The sequence below is a fragment of the Myxococcota bacterium genome (assembly GCA_041389495.1).
Taxonomy (GTDB): Bacteria; Myxococcota_A; UBA9160; order UBA9160; family UBA4427; genus JAWKRT01.
This window is the reverse complement of the sequence record JAWKRT010000004.1, coordinates 199,690-220,420: the sequence shown is the minus strand read 5'-3', so window position 1 is coordinate 220,420 and position 20,731 is coordinate 199,690. Positions and strand designations below refer to the sequence as shown.

Annotated in this window: 15 protein-coding genes and 1 tRNA gene; all 16 read right to left on the bottom strand. The window is 71.4% G+C overall.

Annotated features, from left to right (window positions below; all coding sequences use genetic code 11):
* Positions 1 to 2: 2 nt before the first annotated feature.
* A complete protein-coding gene (locus R3E88_19415) occupies positions 3 to 1,022 on the bottom strand; it encodes a phenylalanine--tRNA ligase subunit alpha (protein MEZ4218652.1) in 1,020 nt (339 codons plus the stop codon).
* Positions 1,023 to 1,035: 13 nt separating this feature from the next.
* On the bottom strand, positions 1,036 to 1,386 hold the full coding sequence (gene rplT, locus R3E88_19410; GenBank protein ID MEZ4218651.1) for a 50S ribosomal protein L20: 351 nt from the start codon (positions 1,384 to 1,386) through the stop codon (positions 1,036 to 1,038).
* Positions 1,387 to 1,434: 48 nt separating this feature from the next.
* A complete protein-coding gene (gene rpmI, locus R3E88_19405; GenBank protein MEZ4218650.1) occupies positions 1,435 to 1,632 on the bottom strand; it encodes a 50S ribosomal protein L35 in 198 nt (65 codons plus the stop codon).
* Positions 1,633 to 1,635: 3 nt separating this feature from the next.
* Positions 1,636 to 2,307 (bottom strand): translation initiation factor IF-3, encoded by a 672-nt coding sequence (gene infC, locus R3E88_19400; GenBank protein ID MEZ4218649.1) that lies wholly within the window; start codon positions 2,305 to 2,307, stop codon positions 1,636 to 1,638.
* A 48-nt stretch (positions 2,308 to 2,355) separates the two neighbouring features.
* Positions 2,356 to 4,311, bottom strand: a complete 1,956-nt coding sequence (gene thrS, locus R3E88_19395) for a threonine--tRNA ligase (GenBank protein MEZ4218648.1) — start codon at positions 4,309 to 4,311, stop codon at positions 2,356 to 2,358.
* 141 nt (positions 4,312 to 4,452) lie between these two features.
* Positions 4,453 to 4,528: transfer RNA gene (locus tag R3E88_19390), tRNA-Val, on the bottom strand.
* A gap of 89 nt (positions 4,529 to 4,617) precedes the next feature.
* Positions 4,618 to 5,439 carry a hypothetical protein gene (locus R3E88_19385; GenBank protein MEZ4218647.1) on the bottom strand — a complete coding sequence of 274 codons (822 nt, stop codon included), beginning with the start codon at positions 5,437 to 5,439 and terminating at the stop codon, positions 4,618 to 4,620.
* Entirely contained in the window at positions 5,436 to 8,957 is a 3,522-nt protein-coding gene (dnaE, locus tag R3E88_19380) for a DNA polymerase III subunit alpha (GenBank protein MEZ4218646.1), read from the bottom strand. The genes R3E88_19385 and dnaE overlap by 4 nt, the downstream gene beginning before the upstream one ends.
* A 13-nt stretch (positions 8,958 to 8,970) precedes the next feature.
* Complete coding sequence (gene guaA, locus R3E88_19375; protein MEZ4218645.1) at positions 8,971 to 10,563, bottom strand: glutamine-hydrolyzing GMP synthase; 1,593 nt, start codon at positions 10,561 to 10,563, stop codon at positions 8,971 to 8,973.
* 23 nt (positions 10,564 to 10,586) lie between these two features.
* Positions 10,587 to 12,053 (bottom strand): IMP dehydrogenase, encoded by a 1,467-nt coding sequence (gene guaB, locus R3E88_19370; protein ID MEZ4218644.1) that lies wholly within the window; start codon positions 12,051 to 12,053, stop codon positions 10,587 to 10,589.
* Positions 12,054 to 12,360: 307 nt separating this feature from the next.
* Positions 12,361 to 12,798 (bottom strand): cyclic nucleotide-binding domain-containing protein, encoded by a 438-nt coding sequence (locus R3E88_19365; GenBank protein MEZ4218643.1) that lies wholly within the window; start codon positions 12,796 to 12,798, stop codon positions 12,361 to 12,363.
* Positions 12,795 to 14,378 carry a DUF4388 domain-containing protein gene (locus tag R3E88_19360; GenBank protein MEZ4218642.1) on the bottom strand — a complete coding sequence of 528 codons (1,584 nt, stop codon included), beginning with the start codon at positions 14,376 to 14,378 and terminating at the stop codon, positions 12,795 to 12,797. The genes R3E88_19365 and R3E88_19360 overlap by 4 nt, the downstream gene beginning before the upstream one ends.
* On the bottom strand, positions 14,375 to 16,213 hold the full coding sequence (locus R3E88_19355) for a response regulator (GenBank protein MEZ4218641.1): 1,839 nt from the start codon (positions 16,211 to 16,213) through the stop codon (positions 14,375 to 14,377). The genes R3E88_19360 and R3E88_19355 overlap by 4 nt, the downstream gene beginning before the upstream one ends.
* Before the next feature lie 63 nt (positions 16,214 to 16,276).
* Positions 16,277 to 17,758: a tRNA (N6-isopentenyl adenosine(37)-C2)-methylthiotransferase MiaB gene (miaB, locus tag R3E88_19350; protein MEZ4218640.1), complete on the bottom strand. Its 1,482-nt coding sequence runs from the start codon at positions 17,756 to 17,758 to the stop codon at positions 16,277 to 16,279.
* A gap of 529 nt (positions 17,759 to 18,287) precedes the next feature.
* A complete protein-coding gene (locus tag R3E88_19345) occupies positions 18,288 to 19,709 on the bottom strand; it encodes a VWA domain-containing protein (protein ID MEZ4218639.1) in 1,422 nt (473 codons plus the stop codon).
* Between the two features lie 2 nt (positions 19,710 to 19,711).
* Positions 19,712 to 20,707: a MoxR family ATPase gene (locus R3E88_19340; GenBank protein ID MEZ4218638.1), complete on the bottom strand. Its 996-nt coding sequence runs from the start codon at positions 20,705 to 20,707 to the stop codon at positions 19,712 to 19,714.
* Between the last annotated feature and the right edge of the window lie 24 nt (positions 20,708 to 20,731).

Below are 20,731 nucleotides of genomic sequence, written 5' to 3'. Positions count from 1 at the left end.
CATCAGAACTGCTCGAGGACGCGGACGTCCCCCTCGTACAGCAGCCGGATCTGCGGGATGCCGTACCGCAGCATCGCGGCGCGCTCGAGCCCCATGCCGAACGCGAAGCCCTGGTAGCGCTCCGCGTCGATGCCGCAGCCGGCGAGCACCTGCGGATGGATCATCCCGCAGCCGCCCCACTCGATCCATCCGGTGTGCGAGCACGTCGCGCAGCCCTGCGCGTCGCAGAGCAGGCACGAGAAGTCCATCTCGGCCGACGGCTCGGTGAACGGGAAGTAGCTCGCGCGGAAGCGCAGCCGCACGTCGCCCATCAGCGCGCGCGCGAAGTCGTAGAGCACGCCCTTGAGGTGCGCGAAGCTCGTGCGCTCGTCGACCATGAAGCCCTCGACCTGCTGGAACATGGGCGAGTGGCGCGGCGACATGTCGTGGCGGTAGACGCGACCCGGCGCGATGAAGCGGAAGGGCGGCGTGCGCCCCGTCATCGCGCGGATCTGCACGGGCGAGGTGTGCGTCCGCAGCACGTGCCCGCCCTCGACCCAGAACGTGTCCTGCATCTCGCGCGCGGGGTGGTCGGGGGGGATGTTGAGCGCGTCGAAGTTGTGGTGCTCGGTCTCGACCTCGGGGCCGTCCTCGATCGAGAACCCGCGCGCGCGGAAGAACCGCTCGACCTCGCGCACGACCTGCGTGACGACGTGCAGGCGCCCGAGCGGCGGACCGCTCCCGGGCAGCGTGACGTCGAGGCGCTGGCCCGCGAGGCGCGCGTCGATCTCCGCGCGCTCGAGCGCGTCCCTTCGCGCCGCGGCCCACGCCTCGATGCGCTGCTTCGCCTCGTTCGCGCGCTGGCCGACGCGCCCGCGCTCGTCGGGCGCGAGGGCGCCGATCGAGCGCAGGACGGCCGCGACCGAGCCCTTCTTCCCGAGGTAGGCCGCGCGCACCTCGACCAGCGCCTGCGGCGTCGCCGCGGCGTCGATCTCGGCCCGGGCGCTCGCTTCGAGCGCCTCGAGGTCGGGCGTCGTGCTCATCGCGAGCCGCCCGTCAGGCGGACTTCGCGAGGGTCGCGAGCTCGGCGAACGCCGTCGCGTCGTCGACGGCGAGCTGGGCGAGGATCTTGCGGTCGACCTCGACGCCGGCCTTCTTGAGCCCGTCCACGAGCCGGCTGTACGACAGGCCGTTCTGTCGCGCGCCGGCGTTGATGCGGGCGATCCAGAGCGCGCGGAAGGCGCGCTTGCGCTGCTTGCGATCCCGGTAGGCGTAGACCCAGGCGCGCTCGACGGCCTCGCGGGCGACGCCGTGCAGGCGGCTGCGCGCGCCGACGTAGCCCTTGGCGGACTTGAGGATCCGCTTGCGGCGCCGGCGCGCCGCGACTCCGCGTTTCACACGGGGCATGACTCGTTCCCTTCGTTCGTCGTTCGTGGGCGGGCCGCGGCCCGCTCGTTAGCTACCCGGAAGCAGTCGGCGGACCTGGCGCTCGTCGACGGCCGCGACCGTCTCGCCCTGCCGCAGCTGGCGCTTCCGCTTCGTGCGCTTCTTCGTGAGGATGTGCTGCTTGTTCGTCTGCGCCCGCTTGAAGCCGCCGCTCCCGGTTCGCTTGAACCGCTTCGCGGCGCCGCGGTGCGTCTTCATCTTCGGCATCGTTCACTCTCCCGCCGGCGTGCTCTCGGCGTCCGGCTCGTCGTCGTCCTCGTGATCGTCGTCGATGTCGTCGACGACGTCGTCCATCTCCTCGGCGTCGAGATCCTCGTCGGTCGGATTCGCCGCCTCGAGCTTCCTCGCCTCGGCGATCGCCTCGCGATCGCCGACGAGGATCATCGACATGAAGCGGCCCTCCATCTTCGGGAGGCTCTCCACCTTCGCGAGCGGCGTCAGCATGCGGGCGACCTGGTCGAGCTGGTCGCGGCCGCGCACGGTGTGCACCATCTCGCGCCCGCGGAACATCACCGTGACCTTCACCTTGTCGCCGTCCATCAGGAACTTGCGCGCGTTCTTGAGCTTGAACTCGAGGTCGTGGAGATCGGTGCCGGGGCGCATCTTCACCTCCTTGAGGGAGGCGGCGTGCGCCTTGCGGTTGGCGCCGGTCTTCTTCTTCTTCTGTTCGTACTTGTACCGCCCGTAGTCCATGATGCGACACACGGGCGGCCGCGAGTTCGGGGCGACCTCGACCAGGTCGAGGCCGCTCTCGCGCGCGAGCTCCATGCCCCGTTCGGGCGACATCACGCCGAGCTGCTCGCCCTCCGGTCCGATCACGCGGACCTCGGAGATGCGGATGCGCTCGTTGACGCGGGTTCCGTCCCGTTCGGGGGCGACGATGCGAAAGCGGTTGCGTCCGGGGATGCGTCTTCTCCTCTTCGCCGCGCGCTAGCGCGGCGTCTCGTCTGCGAACGGTTGCACGGCGCGCTCCTCCCTGGCGCGCGCGAGCCGGACCACGAGGTCGTCGACCGCGAGCGCGTCGAGCTTCCGCTTCGAGCGCCGCAGCCGCGGCATGGCCGTACCGTTCTCGTCCTCTTGATCGCCGATGACGAGCATGAGCGGCACCTTGCTCGTCTCGGCCTCGCGAATCTTGAACCCGAGCGTCTCGCTGCGCTCGTCGAGCTGCGAGCGCAGCCCGGCGGCGACCAGCGCTTCGTGCACGCGGCGCGCGTGCGCGACGTGGCGCTCGGCGATCGGCAGCACGGCGACCTGCACCGGGCACAGCCAGAACGGGAAGTCGCCGCCCGTGTGCTCGATGTAGATCGCCATGAAGCGCTCGAGCGACCCGAGCACCGCGCGGTGGAGCATCGCCGGCTGGTGCAGCTCGCCGTCGCGCCCGACGTAGCGCAGGCCGAAGCGGCCGGGCAGCGCCATGTCGATCTGGATCGTCGCGAGCGTCCACGCCCGGCCGAGCACGTCGCGGAAGTCGCACTCGACCTTGGGCGCGTAGAAGGCGGCCTCGCCCTCCTTGATCGCGCACGTGAAGCCCGCCCGCTCGACCGCGGAGACGAGCGCCTTCTCGGCGACGTCCCAGTCGGCCGGCTCGCCGAGGAACTCCTCGGGGCGCGTCGACACCGCCATCTCGACCCCTTCGAGGCCGAGCGCGCGGTAGACCTCCGCGACCATCTCGAAGAAGCGCTCGATCTCCTGCGGCACCTGCTCGGGCTCGCAGAAGATGTGCGCGTCGTCCTGCGCGAGCGAGCGCACGCGCGCGAGGCCGTTCAGCGTCCCGCTGCGCTCGTTGCGATGGAGGCGCGAGAACTCGGCGACGCGCAGCGGCAGGTCGCGGTACGAGCGCTTCGAGAACCCGAACAGGCGGCAGTGTCCCGGGCAGTTCATCGCCTTCACGCCGAGCTCTTCGCCCTCGTCGGCGCCCGCGAACCAGAACATGTCGTCGTGGAACTTCTCGTAGTGGCCCGAGATCTTGAAGAGCTCCGCGCGGAAGAGCTGCGGCGTCATCACCTCCTGGTAGCCGTAGCGCGGGTACAGCGACCGGATGAAGGCGACGAGCTCGTTGTAGACCGTCATGCCCTTCGGCAGATAGAACGGCGAGCCGGGCGAGAGCGCGTCGAGCGCGAACAGCTCGAGGTCGACGCCGACGCGCCGGTGGTCGCGCTTGCGCGCCTCCTCGAGCGCGGTGAGGTGGGCGTCGAGCTCCTTCTTCGTCGCGAACGCGGTGCCGTAGATGCGCTGCAGCTTCGGGCCCGACTCGTCGCCCTTCCAGTAGCTGCCGGACACGTCGGTGAGCTTGACGGCGCCGATCTGCTTCGTGCTGCGCACGTGCGGCCCGCGGCAGAGGTCGACGAAGTCGCCGTGGCGGAAGAGCGTGATCGGCACGCCGTCCGGGATGTCGGCGATGCGCGCGACCTTGAGGTCCTGGCCGAGCTCGCGGAAGAGCGCGACCGCGGCCTCGCGCGTCACGACCTCGCGCGCAAAGGCGCGATCCTCGGCGAGGATCGTCTCCATCTCCTTCTCGATCCGCTCCACGTCCTCGGGCGAGAACGCGTGGTCGAGCAGGAAGTCGTACTGGAACTTCTCGCTGTGGTCGGCGCGGCCGGCGTCGATCTGCACGCCCGGGAACAGGCGCTGCACGGCGTCGGCCATCACGTGCTCGGCCGAGTGCCGCAGCACGTCGCCGCCCTCCGCGTCCTTCGCGGTGACGATCGAGACGGCGCAGTCGGACGCGAGCGGGAGACGCAGGTCGACGAGCTCGCCGTCCACGCGGCCCGCGAGCGCGGCCTTCGCGAGACCGGGACCGATGGCCGAGGCCACGTCGAGCACCGTCGACCCCGCCGCCAACTCGAGCGTCTTCCCGTCGGGTAGGCGTACGGCGATCTGGCTCATGATCGGTGGCTGGGCATCGCGGTGGTCCGACGACTCGAAGCGAAACGTCGCGGTGCAAGGCGGCGTGTCGCAGCAGAACGCGCGCAAGCGAGCGCGCCGCGCGACCCCTGCGGCCGCACGCCGACGCGAGCTCGATGGGAGTGGTTGGCACGGGCGGGATTGAACCGCCGACCTCTGCCGTGTCAAGGCAGCGCTCTAGCCCCTGAGCTACGTGCCAGAAACCCGTCTAACGGGCCGGAATCGATACCGATTCGCCGTTGCGGTGTCAATCGCCGCCGGCCGATTCCGACGCGAGCCGGCCCGCCGTCACCGGCGCGCGCGAGCCGGCCGGGGCGACTGGCCGGCCTCGACCGGCGGGAGATCCGCGGCGTCGGGCGGCGCGAAGCGCGCCGGGCTCCAGCGAACGGCGATGCGGGCCCGCCCGCTCCCCTCGGTGCCGAGCGGCACGATCGTCATGTGCGGCGGCGCCTCGCGCTCCATCGCCTGCGCGAGGCCGCGCGCATCGAGCGACGTGCGGACCTCGAGCGTCGCGCGGCCGTGCTCGATCTCGCGCGGCAGCGCGCTCGCGGCCCCGACGCGCCGCTCGAGCAGATCCCGGAGGTCGGCGAGGGCCGGGTAGACCTCGAGCCCCTCGACCTCGAGCAGCACGACGCCGCTCTCCGCGGTCCCGGCCTCCGGCTCGAGCGCGCCGGCCGCCACGAGCCGGCTGCGCACGAGGTCGGCGTCGACGAGGGCATCGACCACGACCACGTACTCGGTCGTCACGTCCGGGTCCTCGACGAACAGCGCCGGGCCGAGCCCGCGGTCCTCCGTCACCTTGAAGCGCGACGTGTAGGCGCCCATGTCCTTGCCGAGCACGGCGGCGAGGTCGACGGGCGCGCCCTCCTCGGCCTCGGGGCCGAGGGCGGCGTCCGCCAGGAGCTCGCTCGCCACGCGCTCGACGGCCTCGCGCAGGGCCTGTGCGACGGCGCCCGCGCGCGGATCGGCGCGCTCGCCCTTGCGCACGCCGACCGCGCCGACCGCCTCGATCTGCCGCAGGTCCTCCGCCGCCGCGGGCGCCGCGGGGGCGACCAGCGCGACCGCCGCGGCCAGGAGGAGTGCGCGCGTCGGGCCCCCGGCCGCCCTCACAGCGTCGACTCCGCGACGGGCCGGCCGAAGAGCGCGTTCACCGCGCTGCAGAGCTCGGTCGTGACGCGCACGTGGCAGCGGTCGCCGAGCGAGAGCAGCGTCACGCTCTCGCCCGGGATCGTGACCTGCAGGATCACTTCGCAGTCCCCTCCGTGTGCGCGCAGCACGTCCTTCAGCGCGAGCATGCGGTCCTTCGTGACGTCCGCGTCGAGCACCTCGATGCGCAGCCGCGCGGCCAGCGCCTCCTCGGCATCGGCCAGGCGGAGCACGTCGCGCACGAGCAGCTTCGGCGTGTCGCCCGCTTCGAGCGTACCCGACATCACGAGCGGGATCGGGCCGCCGCCGTCGGGCCCGCCCGTCTGCGCGTCGCGCAGGAGCTCGACGTGCTGGTTGTACGGCTCGGAGAAGATCACGAGCTCGAAGGCGCCCTCGAGGTCCTCGAGCACGCCGAACCCCATGCGCGCGCCGCGCTTGGTGCGCGTCTCGCGCAGCGACGTGAGGAGGCCGCCGATCCGGACCTCGCGCCCTTCCTTGCCCTCGAAGCTCGCGCCCGTCGTGTCCGTGAAGCGCGCGAGCTGTCTGGCGACCGCGCCGAGCGGATGCCCGGTGACGTAGAACCCGAGCAGCTCCTTCTCGTGCTGCAGCCGCTCGCGCTCCGTCCACTCGGCCGCCTCGATGAGCTTCGGCTCGTCGACCGGCTCGGATGCGCCGAGGCCCCCGAACAGGCTCTCCTGCCCGATCGCGCGGTCGCGCTGCGAGGACGCACCGCGCTCGAGCGCAGCGTCGAGCGAGGCCCACACCTTCGCGCGGCTCGCGTGCAGCGAGTCGAACGCGCCGCACTTCACGAGCGCTTCGACGACGCGCCGGTTCACCTTGCGCGCGTCGACCCGCTCGGTGAAGTCGTAGAGGCCGCGGAACGGGCCGCCCGACTCGCGCGCGTCGAGGATCGCGTCGATCGCGCCCTGCCCCACGTTCTTGATGCCCGCGAACCCGAAGCGGATGGCGCCCTCGACGACGCTGAAGTCGCGCTGCGACTCGTTCACGTCGGGCGGCAGGATCTCGATCTCCTGCTCGCGCGTGTGCGCGATGTAGCGCGTGAGCTTCTCGTGGTTCGTCGACTCGATCGTGAGCACCGCGGCGAGGAACTCGCACGGGTGGTTGGCCTTGAGGTAGGCCGTCTGGTAGGTGAGGTAGGCGTACGCGGTCGAGTGCGCCTTCGGGAAGCCGTAGCCCGCGAACTCGACGATCGTGTCGAAGACCTCGCCCGCCTTCTTCGCGTCGATGCCGTTCGCGGTCGAGCCCTGGACGAAGCGCTCGCGCTGCTCGGCCATCACCTCGGGCTTCTTCTTGCCCATGGCGCGGCGCAGCAGGTCGGCCTCGCCGAGCGTGTAGCCCGCCAGCCGCTGCGCGAGCTGCAGCACCTGGTCCTGGTACACGATGACGCCGAGCGTCTCCTCGGTGATCTCCCGCATCTCCGGCAGCGCGAACTCGATCTTCGTGCGCCCGTTCTTGCGGTTCACGTAGTCGTCGACCATGCCCGAGTTGAGCGGGCCCGGCCGATAGAGCGCGACGAGCGGAATGATCTCGCGGAACGTCCGCGGCTTGAGCTGGAGCACGAGCTCCGTCATGCCCGACGACTCGACCTGGAACACGCCCATCGTGTCCCCTTCGCAGAGGAGGTCGTAGGTCGTCGCGTCGTCGAGCGGGATGTCCGCGACCGAGAAGTCGGGCTTCGTGTTCTCCCGCACCATGCGTTCGGCGTCGGCGATGAGCGTGAGCGTGCGCAGGCCGAGGAAGTCGAACTTGATCAGCCCGACCTTCTCGACGCAGTTCATGTTGTACTGCGACATCACGTCGCCGCTCTTCGGATCCTTGTAGAGCGGGACCATGTCGATCAGCGGCTGCGTCCCGATCACGACGCCGGCCGCGTGCTTGCTGGCGTGGCGCGTCAGGCCCTCGAGCGCGCGCGCCGTGTCGAAGAGCTTCGCGACCTGGCCGTCGGCGTCGATCCGCGCGCGCAGCTCGGGGCTCTGCTCGAGCGCCTCGGCGAGCGTGATCCCGAGGGCGTCGGGCACGAGCTTCGCGATGCGGTCGACGTCGCCGAACGGCATGCCGAGCACGCGACCGACGTCGCGGATCGCGGCCTTCGCCTGCAGCGTCCCGAAGGTCGCGATCTGCGCGACGCGCATGTCGTCGTAGCCGCTCCCGCCGTCGTACTTCTCGGCGACGTAGCGGATCACCTGGTCGCGCCCGCGCATGCAGAAGTCGACGTCGATGTCGGGCATCGAGATGCGCTCGGGGTTCAGGAAGCGCTCGAAGATGATGTCGTACTCGATCGGGTCGATGCCCGTGATGCCGAGCGAGTACGCGACGAGGCTCCCCGCCGACGATCCGCGTCCCGGCCCGACGGGGATGCCGTTGCGCTTCGCGTACTGGATGAAGTCGGCGACGATCAGGAAGTAGCCCGGGAAGCCCATCGACTTGATCACGCCGAGCTCGTGCTCGAGGCGCGACGCGTAGGCGGTGTTGCGATCGCCCTCGAGCGGCGCATCGGCGTCGAGGCCGAGGCGCGATCGCAGCCCCGCCCAGGCGCCGTCCGTCAGCACCTCGTCGAGCGTGCGCCCCGCCGGCACCTGGTACTCCGGCATGTGGTACTCGCCCATGGGGATCTCGAGCGCGCAGCGCTCCGCGATCTCGAGCGTGTTCGCGACGGCTTGCGGATGGTCGTGGAACAGCTCGTACATCTCGTCGCCGTCCTTGACGTAGAAGCCGCGCCCGTCGAAGCGGAAGCGCTTCTCGTCGTCGAGGTTGGCGGCCGTCCCGATGCAGAGCAGGGCATCGTGGTGGTCGTGGTCGTCGGCGGAGAGGTAGTGCGCGTCGTTCGTCGCGACGAGCGGAATGCCGATGTCGTGCGACATCTTGATCAGCTCGGCGTTGACGGTGTCCTGCGCCGGAATCCCGTGGCGCTGGATCTCGAGGTAGTAGCGGTCGCCGAACAGCGCCTTGAAGTCCTCGGCCACCTCCCACGCACGATTCGCCTCGTTGTGCAGGATGGCGCGCGGGACGGGCGCCGACAGGCAGCCCGAGGTGCAGATCAGCCCCTCGTGGTGCGCGCGCAGCAGGTCCATGTCGATGCGCGGCTTGTAGTAGAAGCCCTCGAGATAGCCGCGCGAGACGAGGTGCATGAGGTTGCGATAGCCCGTCCCGTCCATCGCCAGCAGCAGCAGGTGGTTGATCGCGTCGAATCCGCCCTCGTCGCGCTCGCGCCGCTCGCGGTCGAAGCGCGAGCCGCCCGCGAGATACACCTCGCATCCGATGATCGGCTTGACGCCGTTCGCGCGCGCGGACTCGTAGAAGTCGATGGTCCCGAACAGGTTGCCGTGGTCGGTCTGCGCCACCGCCGGCATGCCGAGCGCCTTCGCGCGCTCGAACAGCGGCTTGTGCTTGATGGCACCGTCGAGCAGCGAGTACTGGGTGTGGAGGTGGAGGTGGACGAACGGACGCGGGATCCCCGGCACGGCGCACTCCCTCCTATTCCCACTCGATCGTCGCGGGCGGCTTCGACGAGACGTCGTACACGACCCGGTTGATCCCCTTCACCTCGTTGATGATGCGGCTCGAGATCGTGGCGAGCACGTCGTACGGCAGGCGCGACCAGTCCGCCGTCATCGCGTCCGTCGAGGTGACGCAGCGCAGCGCCACCGCGTTCTCGTACGTCCGTCCGTCGCCCATCACGCCGACGCTCTGGACCGGCAGGAACACGACGAGCGCCTGCCAGATCTCGTCGTACAGCCCGGCGCGCTCGATCTCCTCGCGCAGGATCGCATCCGCGCGGCGCAGCGGCGCGAGCTTCTCGGCCGTCACCTCGCCGAGCACGCGGATCGCGAGCCCGGGCCCGGGGAACGGATGCCGCTTCACGGCGCGCTCGGGCAGGCCGAGCGCGCGACCGACCGCGCGCACCTCGTCCTTGAAGAGCTCGCGCAGGGGCTCGACGAGCGCGAGCTTCATGCGCTCGGGGAGGCCGCCGACGTTGTGGTGCGTCTTGATCGTCGCCGACGGCCCCTTGACCGAGACGCTCTCGATCACGTCGGGGTAGAGCGTGCCCTGCACGAGGAAGTCCGCTCCGCCGAGCTTCTCCGCCTCGGCCTCGAACGTCTCGATGAAGAGATGGCCGATGATGCGGCGCTTGCGCTCGGGGTCCGCCACGCCCTTGAGCTCGGTGAGGAAGCGCTCGCTCGCATCGACCGTCACGAGCTCGATGCCGAGCGCGTCGCGGAACAGGTGCTCGACCTCGGCGCTCTCCCCCTCGCGCATGAGCCCGTGATCGACGTAGATGCACGTCAGCTGGCTGCCGATCGCGCGGTGCACGAGCGCCGCGGCGACGGTCGAGTCGACGCCTCCCGAGAGCCCGCAGATCGCGCGGCCGCCGGCGACCTGCGCGCGGATCGCCGCGACCGACTCGTCGATGAAGGCCGCGGAGGTCCACGCCCCCTCGCAGCCGCAGATGTCGCGCACGAAGTTGCGCAGGATGCGCGCGCCGTCGGGCGTGTGGTGCACCTCCGGATGGAACTGCACGCCCCAGATGCGCCGCTCCCGGCTCGCGACCGCGGCGTTGGGCGAGTGCTCGCTGGTCGCGAGCACCTCGAAGCCGGGCGGAAGCTCGAGGACGCGATCGCCGTGGCTCATCCACACGGTGCGGCGCGCGCGGCCCTCGCGCGGAGGCAGACCCGCGAACAGCGGGTCGTCGCTGCGGTGATCGAGCAGCGACGGTCCGAACTCGCGCTCGTCCGACGACTCGACGCGCCCGCCGAGCCGCTTCACGATGACCTGCAGCCCGTAGCAGATGCCGAGGATCGGCACGCCGAGCTCGAAGAGCGCGGGGTCGACGTCGGGCGCGCCCGCGTCGTGCACGCTCGCCGGGCTGCCCGAGAGGATGATGCCGCGCGGGGCGAAGGCGCGGATCGCGTCGATCGACATCCGGAACGGGTGGATCTCGCAGTACACCTCGCACTCGCGCACGCGGCGCGCGATCAGCTGCGTCACCTGCGATCCGAAGTCGAGGATCAGGATGCGGTCGGCGTGCGTCGTCGGCTGCGAGATGACGTTCCCCCCGTGGTCGCGCACCGCCCCGGCGGACGGCGCGCGCGTCAGTCGAGTCGGTAGTTCGGCGCTTCCTTCGTGACGATGACGTCGTGGACGTGGCTCTCGGCCAGCCCGGCGGACGAGATGCGGACGAAGCGCGCGCGCTCGCGGAGCGCCGAGAGATCGCTCGCGCCGCAGTAGCCCATGCCGGAGCGCAGGCCGCCCATCAGCTGGTGGATGCTCGACGTCAGCGCACCGCGGTACGGAACGCGGCCCTCGATGCCCTCGGGCACGAGCTTGTCCGGCGCGACGTCGGCCTGGAAGTAGCGATCGCGGCTTCCCGCGGCCATCGCGCCGAGCGAGCCCATCCCGCGATAGACCTTGTACGAGCGCCCCTGGTACAGCACGACCTCGCCGGGCGACTCGTCCGTGCCCGCGAAGAGCGAGCCGATCATCACCGCCGCCGCACCGCCGGCGAGCGCCTTCACGACGTCGCCCGAGAACTTGATGCCGCCGTCCGCGATGATCGGGATGCCGAAACGCTTGGCCATGCCGACGGCGTCCTGGATCGCCGTGAACTGCGGCACGCCGACGCCGGCGACGACGCGCGTCGTGCAGATCGACCCCGGGCCGACGCCGACCTTCACGGCCGACACGCCGGCCTTGATCAGCGCCTCGGTGCCCTCGGCCGTCGCGACGTTGCCGCCGACGAGCGGGAGGTCGGGAAAGTGGTGGCGGAGCTCGCGCACGCTCTCGAGGACGCCGGCCGAGTGCCCGTGCGCGGTGTCGACGACGATCACGTCGACGCCCGCGTCGACGAGCGCCTGCGCGCGCTCGAGGCGGTCGCGCCCGACGCCGACGGCGGCGCCGCAGCGCAGCCGGCCGAGGTCGTCCTTGGCGGCGTTCGGGAAGCGCTCGGCCTTCTCGATGTCCTTGATCGTGATGAGTCCGCAGAGCTTCCCCTGCTCGTCGACGACGAGCAGCTTCTCGATGCGGTGCTCGTGGAGCAGCTCCTTCGCGCGCTCCTTGCTCGTGCCGGGCGGGACCGAGACGAGCTCGCTCGCCGGCGTCATCACGGTGTCGATCGCGGCCGCCGTGTCGCGCACGAAGCGCAGGTCGCGATTCGTGAGGATGCCGACGGCGCGCCCTTCCCGCGTCACGGGTACGCCCGAGATGTGGTAGCGCTGCATCACCTCGAGCGCGTCCTGGATGCGCTGCTCGGGCCGCATCGTGATCGGGTCGACGATCATCCCCGATTCGCTGCGCTTCACCTTGTCGACCTCGGCGGCCTGCGTCGCGAGATCGAGGTTCTTGTGCACGATGCCGATGCCGCCGTTCTGCGCCATGCAGATCGCCGTCTCGTGCTCGGTGACCGTGTCCATGGCGGCGGAGACGAGCGGGATGCCGAGGGCGATCTCGCGCGTCAGCTGTGTGCGCAGGTCGACGTCGGCGGGCAGGACCTCCGAGGCCCCGGGAACGAGCAGGACGTCGTCGAACGTGAGCCCTTCGCGAATCGAGGCGTCGGTCGTCATCGCGCTCCCCCCAAAGGTGTCCGAGCCCGCGCGAGCTGCCGCGTCGCAACGCCGCGCGCCACCGCCGACGCGCACGGGCCGTTCGCCGGATGCACCGGTCGCGGCCGCGCGGACGAGCGGCGAAGGGCGAGGTCGATCGACGGAATGGAGTGCAACCCCCGAAGGCTCAGGATTGCCGCCGAACTCTAGGCGGCGGCTGCCGACGGGTCAACCAGCGCGGACGCGGCGCGCGCGACGGCAGCGACGCGATGACGGGAGCGCTGGGGGAAACGCCGTTTGCCACGCGTGCGCGGCGCGGGCGCCCGGCTCAGGCGTCGCCGTCGACCGCGTCGAGCGACTCGCGCAGCAGCGCGGCGCACTCGCGGACCGCCGCCTCGAGCACCCGACACGCCGTCCGCGGCGCGTCCTCGCACAGACGGCGCCAGTGCGCGCGTGGCAGCTTCCAGACGACGCAGGGCTCGATCGTCGACGCGGTCGCCTCGCGCGGTCCGATCGCGAACAGCGAGAGCACACCGACCGCGTCGCCCGGCCCGACCTCGCTGCGCGCACCCGTGCGCTTCGACGACAGCACGATGCGCCCGCTCTCGACGAGCACGAGACCGTCGGCCTCGCCGCCCTCGCGGAAGAGCTTGCGCCCCGTCGCGACGCGCTGCAGCTCGAGCACCTCGACGAGCGCGTCGCGGTCGTCCTCGCCGAGGTCGGCGAGCAGCGCGAAGCGCTTCGGGTCGAACGCGTCCTCGATCACGGCACGATCCTCGCGAACAGGCGCGCGAGCAGCGTCGACGGCTCCTTCGAGGGCTCGAGCGGGATGAGGAACAGCGATCCTTCGTCGATCAGCGAGAGGTTCTCGCGAAGCTCGTCGGGCGACGGCCGCTCGCCCTTGCCGAGGAGCGCGGCGTGGAAGACGCGCGGGCGCGGCAGCGCGTGGACCGCGCGCACCATGGGCGCGAGGCGCGTCGCCGCTTCGCCCACGGCCCCCGAGAGCAGGAACACGACGCCGAGGGCGCCGTGCGCGGCGCGCGCCCAGAGCGGCGCGAAGCGCGGCGCCGACGGCACGTGCACGAGCTCGATCGCGTGGCGCTCGTCGATGCGGACCGTGCCGAGCGGCGCGATCGCGTCGCGCGCGACGCGGCCGGCTTCCATCGCGGGCGCGAGCGCGACGCCGGGAATCGGGCGCAGCAGGTTCGCGAGATCCGGGAGGCCGCTCGCATCCGAGGCGGCGACCACGAGCCGCGCGGGACGCGGCGTCGACGGGTGGCCCTGGGCGTCGCGGATCCACTCGCGGAGCCGGCGCACCTGCGGCTCGCCGAACAGCCCTTCGCGCGGGCCGGGCCGGGGCTCGCACGCCGAGCGTCCGATCGCGACGATGCCGCGCTCCTCGAGCGTGCGCAGCGTGCGGAGCACCTGGTAGTCCGGGAACGACGCGTGGTCGACGACGTCGCCGACGCGCTCCTGCGCCTCGAGCAGCACGAGCACCTCCTGCGTCAGCGGGTGCACGCCGGACGGCAGGTCGGCGGGCTCGACGCGCAGGTGGATGCGCGAATCCAGCGGGGGGAGCTGCGTGGACAGACGCTTCCACTCGCTCGCCTGTCGCAGCCCCTCCGCGAGCAGCTGGCGCGTCGGCATGCGCATCCGCATCGCCTCGCCCGGCGTGCCGCGCGGGCCGAACCGGAAGCTGCCCGCGTCCCAGAGCAGCATGCGGAAGAGCGCCTTCTCGCCCGTCGCGCGCCCCGTGCGCGCACCCACGATCTCGCCGCGCTCGACGTCGACCGACCCGGCGTGGCGCTCGCCGCCGAGGTCGTCGTGCGACAGCTCGAGGCGGCCGCTCTTCGCTCCCTCGTTCAGCATGCGGAGCGCATCGGCGAGCGCGAGCTCCTCGAGGCTCCCGCTGCTCGCATGACCGCTCCCCGCGGCGACCGCGAACTGCTGGGCGCGCCGCTGGCGCGCGAGCATCTCGCGCGCGACGTCGGCGACGTCCAGGGGGCGCAGCGTCGCGGGGACCTGCTCGTCGCCGACGCCGGGCTGGAAGCTCGACCGCTCGGGCTCGCCGAGGAACAGGAAGCGCGTCGACGAGGTGCGCGGGTTCGAGGCGACGATCTCGGCGAGGCGCGGTGCGTCGACGAGGGGGAGGCCGTGCGCGGCGACGAGCAGCGAGGGCGCGAGGGCCAGCGCACGCTCGATCGCGACGACGCCGTTGTCGGCGACCTCGACGCGCTCGACCTCGCCCTCGAGCGCAGCGGCGAGCCGGCGCGCGCGTCCCGCATTGCCGTCGGCCACGAGCAGCACGCCCGTCGCTCCGCGCCTCACGTCGGGCTGCGCGCTCATTCCGCCACCGCCATTCCGAGCTCGCGGCGCGCCTGCACGGCGAGCTGCTCGACCAGCGCGCGATCGTCCGTGTGGAAGAAGGCGAGCGTGCCGTCGCGCGCCTCCGCGCCGGCGACGAACGCGTAGGAAGGGCCGTCGCCGAGCGCGATCAGCGCGGCGTCGCAGCGCCCGACGCGCCCGCCGGGCGCGCGCACGACGGCCGTCGGCCCGTCCGCCTCGCGCGCGTCGACGTGCGGCCCCGCGAGCACGAGCTCGGTCCGCAGTGCGCCGGCCGTCGACGCGCGCCGGTCGAGCTCGCCGATCGCGTCGTCGAGAGCGGCCCGCACGCCCTGCGACTCCTTCTCGGGGACCGCGTAGAGCACGAACGCGCGCTCGTGCGGCTGACACGCCACGGCGCGCATCACGAGCTCGGCGATCGCGTCGCGTTGATCGGCGCGCTCGCGCCGCCCGCGCGCGAGCAGCGCGTCGAGCGCGCCCGCGAGCGTGTGCCGCTCGACGTCCGGCGCGAGGCTCTCGGCGCTCGCGGCGAGCCGCGTCGCCAGCACGCGCTCGAGCATCTCGGCGCGCGTGCCGTCCGCGGGGAACGTCGCGCAGGCGGTGGAGACGGGCCCGGCCGCGCCCGACTCCGCGAGAGCGGCGCGCACGCGCGCCGCGAGCGCCGCCGCCGCGAGCGAGTCGGTCTCGGGCAGCAGCACGCTGAAGGCGTCGTCGCCCTCGGTCGCGAGGATGTCGGTCGCGCGGAGCGCCTGGCTCGCGCGCTGCACGCACGCCTCGAGCCAGCGCGCGTGCTCGGTCTGCGAGCTCGAGCGGCGGCGCTCGATCGCGTCGTCGAGCCGCAGCCGCAGCAGCGAGAACTCGCGCGCGAAACGCGCCGCCTTCTGGATCTCGTTGTGGACGACGTCCTGGAAGTAGGCGCGCGTGTAGGTCTTCGTGACCGGGTCGCGGAACGAGCGGCGCTCGAGCGCGCGGAAGCGGAGCGTGTTGGCGGCGGCGAGCGCCGCGAACCCGGCGAGCTTCTCGGCGCGCAGCCGGTCGAGCTCGCCGAAGGCCTCGCCCTCCAGCTTGTCTGACAGCCGCACGACGCCGAGCAGCTGGCCGGCGTGCTCGAGTGGCACCCAGAGCACCGTGCCGAGCTCGCCGTCGGAGCCGATGCGCGCGCGCCCGCGCGCGAGCGCCGCGACGACGTCGTGCGAGAGGTCGTTCGGGTCGAGCTGCTTGGGCTCGTTCTCGACGCGCAGCAGGCCGCGCACGCCCGCGAGCGCGAGCGGCGCCTCGCGTTCGAGGTCGTCGGCCATCCACACGACGCCGCCCTGCGCGCGCGTCTCGATGCACAGGCCCTCGACGGCGCGCTCGGCGAGCGCGGCGAGGCCGAGCGTCTGGAAGAGGCCCGTCGCGCGCTCGTAGAGCGAGAGCGCACCGAGGTACTCGAGATTCTCCTCGACGAGTCGTGCGTGCTCCTCGCGCAGGCGACGCTGCTTGCGGATCGCGTCGAGCGCGCCCACGAGCGTCTCGCGGTCGAACGGCTTCAGCAGGTAGTCGGTGGCCCCGAGCTTCATCGCGTCGACGGCGGTCTGCACGTCGACGACGCCCGTGATCATCACGATGTCCTGGTCCGGCTTGCGCTGCTTGATGCGACGGCAGAGCTCGGCGCCGTCGATGCCCGGCATCACGAGGTCGGTGACGACGATGTCGAAGTCTTCGCGCTCGAGCCGGTGGAGCGCCTCCTCGGCGCTCGAGGCGGTCTGGACCGCGTAGCCCCCCTCCGCGAGCAGACCTTCGATCAGCTCGCGGAAGTAGCGCTGGTCGTCGACCGCGAGCACCCGCGCCTTCGCCATCGGTCCCTCCGCGGGCGCACCCCTCCCGCAACGAGGGCTCTCTTCGGCGGAACGCCCGAGGGGCTAGAGGCTCGAGACGACGCGCAGACGGGCATCGCCGTCGCTCGCGGTCGCCGTGGTCCGAGCGGACGATGCATCCGGGCCGTCGCGGCCGGCGAGGCTCCCGGGCGCGACGGCGAGCTCGCCGATCAGCGAGTGCGGCAGCGCCTCGACGAGGTCGACCTCGACGAGGTCGCCCGGATGCGGCGCGATCCCGCCGCGCGGCGGCTCGAAGTTCACGACGCGGTGGTACGGGTCCCGCCCGCAGAGCTGGAGCCCGCCCTTGCGGCTCGGCCCGTCGACGAGCACGCGCGTCCGCGTCCCGACCCTCCCCCGGTGGTACGCGAGGGACAGCCCGCGCTGCAGATCCTGCAGCCGCTCGAGCCGCTCCTGCGCCAGGCCGGCCGGCACCTCGTCGCGCGCGGGGGCCTCGGCCGCGCGCGTGCCGGGCCGCGGCGAGTACTTGAACGAGTAGTGGTCGACGAACCCGATGTCGCGCACCAGCCCGAGCGTCGCCTCGAAGTCGCCGTCGGTCTCGCCCGGGAAGCCGACGATCAGGTCGGTCGTCAGCGCGACGTCGGGCCGAGCGGCGCGAAGCGCGCGGGCGACCCGCTCGTACTCCGCTCGCGTGTAGCGTCGGTGCATCGCTTCGAGGATGCGATCCGACCCGCTCTGCACCGGGAGGTGCACGTGCGGGCAGAGGTGCTCGAGCTCGCCGTGGGCGCGCACGAGCTCGTCGTCGACGAATCGCGGGTGCGGGCTCGTGTACCGGATGCGGTCGATGCCCGGGATCGCGTCGACGGCGCGAAGGAGCGCCGCGAAGGTGGTGGTCCCGGCGGCGGCCTCGCGCCCGCGGCGCACGTCGTGCCGCCCGTAGGCGTTCACGGTCTGCCCGAGCAGTGTCACCTCGCGCACACCCCGGTCCGCGAGCGCCCGCACCTCGGCGACGATCGCCTCGGCGGTGCGACTGACCTCGCGGCCGCGCGTGAGGGGAACGATGCAGAAGCTGCAGAACATGTCGCAGCCTTCCATCACGGTGACGTAGGCCCGCGCGGCGCGGCTGCCCGCCCAGACCGGATGCGCCTCGGGGAGCGCGAAGCGCTCCGGGCCGGCCGATTCCTCGGTGCGCGCCGCGCGCTCGCCGCGCAGGGCGGCCTCCGCGAGTGCGGCGACGTGGCGCACGTTGTGCGTCCCGAACACGAAGTCGAGCTGCGGGAAGCGGGCGAGCAGCCCGTCGCCGACCTGCTGGGCGACACAACCGCCCACGCCGACGACCCGTCCCGGCGCCGCTGCCTTCCACTCGCGCAGCGCTCCGAGGTCGCTGTAGAGGTGGTGCTCCGCCTTCTCGCGGATCGAGCACGTGTTCACGACCAGGAGGTCGGCCTCCTCCTCGCTCGCCGCCTCGCGGTAGCCCGCGTGGAACAGGAGGTTCGCGACCTTCTGCGAGTCGTGGACGTTCATCTGGCACCCGTAGGTGCGGATGGCGAACGCGCGAGGCGGGCTCACGGCTCCTCCCGACGGCCGGTCCGGCGCGCCGCTCCGACCTGGGTGCGGCGGGCGGCGGAACCTACCCGGGCCGGGACCCCGCCGCACCGGCCCATCCGGCCGCCAGCCCCTCGAATCGCGTCGAGAGGACCGACGCAACTCCTCGGCGGAAAAGCAGTTCCGGATTTTCGAGATGCTGTTTCAATTCGTGGATTGACAAGGGCGCCCCGCTCGTCCGATACTCGGCTTCCCGGTAAGCGACCGGAGCGGAGACGAGCGGCGTCGTGGTACGCTGCGCACGGTCGAAGACCTTCGAGGAGTTTCACAGGTTCTGGAGCGGCGGCGGATTAGGCCATTTCTTCTCGGAAATGTCCAACCTCTCACCCCCCATCATATGATCCGCCGCCCTCCCCCCTGACGACGCCCCGCTGGCCCTGCCAGCGGGGCGTTCCTCTTTGCGCGAACGCGCATTCCGCGGCCTGCGAACGGCGACGGAACGGTGTTTGGGCTCGGGAGATCGAGGCGGCGGCCGGCCCCGGGAGCGCGCAGATCAGAGGACGATGTCGTCCACGATCCGCGACAGCTGCCGCAGGTTGCGGCATTCCTCGACCACGTCGCAGTACGGCATGTAGCGATCCATGACGGAGTCGCCGAAGCCCCAGGCGCTCGGGCTCTCCGGGTTCAACCACACGACGTTCTTCGCCTTCGTCTGGATGTCGCGGATGCACCAGGCCTTCGGGTCGTTGTAGTTGTTCCGCGCGTCGCCGAGGATCAGGACGGTCGTCTTGTTGTCGATCGCCGACAGGTGGTTCTTCCAGAAGTGGTGGAACGCGTAGCCGAAGTTGCTGCGCGTGTAGACGTTGATCACCTCGCCGCCGTCGAGCGCCTTGTCGATCGCGGTCGAGACGTCGTTGTCCGAGAACACCTGCGTCACCTCGCCCAGCTCGGCGACGAAGACGAAGGCGCGGATCTTGGTGAACGCCTCCTGCAGCTCGTAGCAGAACTGCAGCATGAAGCGGGACACGTTCGCGACCGACGACGACACGTCGCACAGGATCACGAGCTTCGGCCGCTCCTTGCGACGCTGCTTGAACGTCACCTCGAACGGGATGCCGCCGCGCGCCATGTTGCGCCGCAGCGTCGTGTGCAGGTCGAGCTTGCCGCGCTTCAGCCGCTTGCGCCGGATCGACAGGATGTTCTTGATGCGCTGCGCGAGGCGGTGCACGACCTCGCGCATCTGCTGGATCTCGGCCTCGGTCAGGTGGTAGAAGCTCTTCTCCGTGAGCATCTCACGGCGGAACTTCTCCATGTAGTCGTGGTTGCGCGTCTGCAGCTCGCGCTCGGTGAAGTCGCGGACGGCGCGGCGCAGCGTCTCCATGAGCTTCTGGATCATGTTGCGCATCGCCTCGGCGTCCTGCGCCGAGAGCCCCATCTCCTGGAGCTGCGCGACGAGGGCCTCGAGCTCGCTGCCCGCGCCCTCCATGTCCATCTGCTCGAGGGTCCGGCGGGAGAAGAAGCCCACCTGGAGCATGTTCTCGATCCGCTCGATGCCCGCCTGCTTCGCGGCATCGCGGATCATGCCCTCGATCATCGAGAGGTCCTGGGTGAGGAGGGCCTTCGCGAGCTCGGAGAGGTCGACGTCGCCCTGCTCCATCCGGCCCAGCATCTCGGCCAGCTGCTGCATCAGCTGCTCGAGGTCGAGCCCCATCTCGCCGAGCTCGGCGCCCAGGTTGCCGAAGCTCTGCTGCAGGTTGTCGTAGAAGCCCGACCAGAAGAGGTCGAACAGCTGGTCGAAGGTCGCGATCTCGTCGCCGCGCTTGATCATCGAGGAGCGCAGTGCGTCCTTGAAGATCTCGCGGTCGTCGAGCGAGAGCTCGTCGAGCGCCGTGAAGGCGTCGATCGCCTCCGCGACCGAGACGCGAACGCCGCTCTTGCGGAGCAGGTTCGTGAACTCGATGACCTTCGCCTGCATGCTCAATGCAGTACGCCCTTCTTCGCGGCGGCCGCGGCCGGCTTCGGCGCCTCGGCACCCTGCGGGCCCTCGGCGGCGATCCGCGCCGACTTCTTCTCGATGAGCTTGGCCAGCTCGCTCTGCGCCTTCTTCACGTCGCCCTCGTACTTGAGGATGACGTTGAGCGTGTCGGCGACGACCTCGTCCTCGAGGTCGTTCGCGTTCAGCGCGAGGAGCGCGCGCGCCCAGTCGAGCGTCTCGCTGATGGACGGGCGCTTCTTCAGGTCGAGCGCCCGGATCCCGTTCATCAGCTGGATCAGGTCCTCGGCGAGCCGCTGCTCGATGCCCGGGACCTTCTCGTTCAGGATCGCCACTTCGAGCTCGGCCGGCGGGTAGTCGATCCACAGGTGCAGGCAGCGGCGCTTCAGCGCGTCGCTCATCTCGCGGGCGTCGTTCGAGGTCAGGAACACGAGCGGCTTGCGCTTCGCGACGAACGTGCCGACCTCGGGCACGGTGACCTGGAAGTCCGACAGCACCTCGAGCAGGAACGCCTCGAACTCCGGATCCGACTTGTCGACCTCGTCGATCAGCAGGAGCACCGGGTCCTCGGACGTGATCGCCGTCATCAGCGGTCGCGGCACGATGAAGCGGTCGGAGAAGAAGACGGTGTCCTCGCGACCGACGCGGTCCGCCGCGTCGGCCATCGTCTTCGCGTCCGCCATGGCCTCGGCGAACTTGTCCTTGAGGATCTGCGTGTAGAGGAGCTGCTTGCTGTACTCCCACTCGTACAGCGCCTTCGCCTCGTCGAGGCCCTCGTAGCACTGCAGGCGGACCAGCTTCTGGCCGAGCGCCCCGGCGACGACCTTGGCGAGCTCGGTCTTCCCGACGCCCGCCGGCCCCTCGACGAGCACCGGCTTCTCGAGCTGCTGCGCGAGATACACGACGGTCGCGATGTTCTTGTCGCAGATGTAGCCCTGCGCGCCGAGGCTCTCGATGACGTTCTGGACGGAGCTGAACATGCGGTCTCCAAGGCGGCGCTCGCG